The organism is Kitasatospora nipponensis (assembly GCF_039528135.1).
Classification (GTDB): Bacteria; Actinomycetota; Actinomycetes; order Streptomycetales; family Streptomycetaceae; genus Kitasatospora; species Kitasatospora nipponensis.
In genome coordinates, this window is record NZ_BAAALF010000389.1 from 1 (window position 1) to 2,291 (window position 2,291).

The 2,291-nt window shown below is 73.7% G+C and carries 1 protein-coding gene and 1 pseudogene; both read right to left on the reverse strand.

Annotated elements, in window-relative coordinates; translation table 11 throughout:
• Positions 1-258 precede the first annotated feature (258 nt).
• Positions 259-1,629: a SpoIIE family protein phosphatase gene (locus ABD323_RS40485; RefSeq protein WP_344447114.1), complete on the reverse strand. Its 1,371-nt coding sequence runs from the start codon at positions 1,627-1,629 to the stop codon at positions 259-261.
• A gap of 178 nt (positions 1,630-1,807) precedes the next feature.
• A pseudogene (locus ABD323_RS40490) lies at positions 1,808-2,291 on the reverse strand (NAD(P)/FAD-dependent oxidoreductase); the annotation flags it as partial.

Sequence of the window (2,291 nt, forward strand, 5' to 3'; positions counted from 1 at the left end):
GCCTTCGCCGTAACCGACCTGACGGCCTGTCCGACGAGTTGAACTTTAGCCCAACTCCGCTCCGAAAAGCGAATCCGGCCCCACTCACCGAAATACCGGCACAGCAAAACAGACCGACCTGCGACAGTGCGCGAAAAGCACACACGCCGAAAGTCGGGCTACTGGCTGAGGGTGGTGTTTCGGAAGAGATCGGCTACCAGTCGGGACCGTCCGTGCAGAGCGCGCGTCCGGTTCTCCCTGTGGGCAGCTCGAAGAACACTAGACCTCTTGATGAACGGAGTCAACCTCGCAGGTGGACGGCCGGGTCTCGGGCACGGGCACCGGCTCGTGGGCCGGCACCGCCACGGGCGCCGGCAGCTGGAACGCCAGCACCGCGACGTCGTCGTCGTGGTCGGCCGTCACCCCCATCGCGCGCAGCAGGCGGGCGCAGACCACGTCGGGCGTGCCGATCGCACCGGCCAGCGTGTGGGCGAGCTGGCCCAGGCCGAAGTCGATGTCCTGGTCCCGCCGCTCCACCAGTCCGTCCGTGTAGAGGACGCCGGTGGTGCCCGGCAGCAGCCGCAGCGAGTGGGAGAGGTGGCTGCCGTCGCCGGTGCCCAGCGGTGGGCCGTTCTGCTGCTCGCCCTGGAGGACGGTCCCGTCCGGGCAGCGCAGCATCAGCGGCAGGTGTCCGGCGGAGGCGTAGGTCAGGGTGCCGGCGGCCGGGTCGTAGACGGCGTAGACACAGGTGGCGATCTGGTTGGCGTCGATCTCCATGGCGAGGCCGTCGAGCAGGCCCATCACCTGGTGCGGCGGCAGGTCGAGCCGGGCGTAGGCGCGCACAGCGGTGCGCAGCTGGCCCATGACCGCGGCAGCGCGCAGGCCGCGGCCCATCACGTCGCCGATGACCAGGGCGGTCCGGCCGCCGCGCAGGCTGATCACGTCGTACCAGTCGCCGCCGACCGCCGCCTCGGCGCCGCCGGGCTGGTAGGTGGCGGCGACCCGCAGGTCGGCCGGCTGCTCGAGCTTCTGCGGCAGCAGGCTGCGCTGCAGGGTCTCGCCGCCCTCGCGCTGGCGCTGGGCGGCGGCCAGCAGCCGGCCGGCCGCGGCCACCTGGTCGGTCACCTCGGCGGCGAAGATCAGGACGCCGATGGCGGGCGGCGACTGGCCCTCCCGGGTTCCGACGCGCTCGTTGGAGTGCAGGGGCACGCAGGAGACGTTGAAGCAGCGCGGCCGGCCGCCCGGGGTGGGGTCGGGGATGGTGCGCGCCTTGACGCTGCGGGCGCGACCGCTGCGCAGTACCTGGTCGAGCAGCGGCAGGATGCCCAGCCCCGCCAGCTCGGGCATCGCCTCTTCGGCGGTCAGGCCGGGCGGGCAGCTGCCGAAGATCTCGCGGTAGGCGTCGTTGGCGTAGCCGAGCCGGTGCCGGCCGCCGTAGGTGACGGCGACGGGCGCCGGCAGCCGGCCCAGGACGTCCCGCAGGTCGTAGAGCTCGTGCAGGTCGAGCAGCCGCTCCTGGCCGCTCTGCTGCTCGGGGCAGGCTGACCCGGCGGAGCCGAGCGGGTCGCGCGGCCCCGGCAGGGCCACCGGGTCGTCCGGGGGCGGAGCGACGCGCCACGGGGCCCCGGTGAGCCGCGCACTCCAGCGCATGAGGTTCAACCGTCCGTCGCTTTCGTCGGATCGCGGAATCCGTCACGTTTCGTACAGGAGTTTGCACGGGCCGTGACGGGGTGTCACGCAGATCCTGTCAGGTGAAGGCGTCATTCCGGAAGTCGTACGTGTGTTGGTCGTGTTGTACGGCCGTGCCGCGGGCCGGTGGCGTCGCTGGTCAGTCGACCCGTGGCAGCGGCTCCTCACCCGCTCCGGCGGCGGCCTCGAACTCGGCGCGCGGGTGTTCCAGCGAGCCCAGCGATACGACCTCCCGGGTGAACAGGCCGGCCAGGATCCAGTCCGCCAGGATGCGCACCCGGCGGTCGGCGCTGGGCAGCCGGCGCAGCGTGCGGGTGCGGTGCAGCAGCCAGGCCCGGCGACCGGTCAGGCTGCGCCTGCGGGTGTGCGCGACCCCGCGGCGCAGCCCCAGCGAGGTGGAGGCGTACGGCGGCTCGGGCCGGTAGGGCCGTGGCAGCTCGGCGGCGAGCGCCGCGAGCAGGTTGTCGGCCAGCAACTCGGCCTGCCCGAGAGCATGTTGTGCGTTGGGGGCGCACAGGGGGCGCGACCGGCCACCGTCGCCGCCCCGGTCGGCGGCGGTGTCGGCGGCGGTGGCGCCGTCGGCCGGAGCGGCGGCGGACCCGGCGGGCCCAGCGCCCGACGCG

What these genes read in the sequence shown, in the direction of transcription:
- ABD323_RS40485 (WP_344447114.1), bottom strand. Translation starts at nt 1,629, where the DNA reads ATGCGCTGGAGTGCGCGGCTCACCGGGGCCCCGTGGCGCGTCGCTCCG.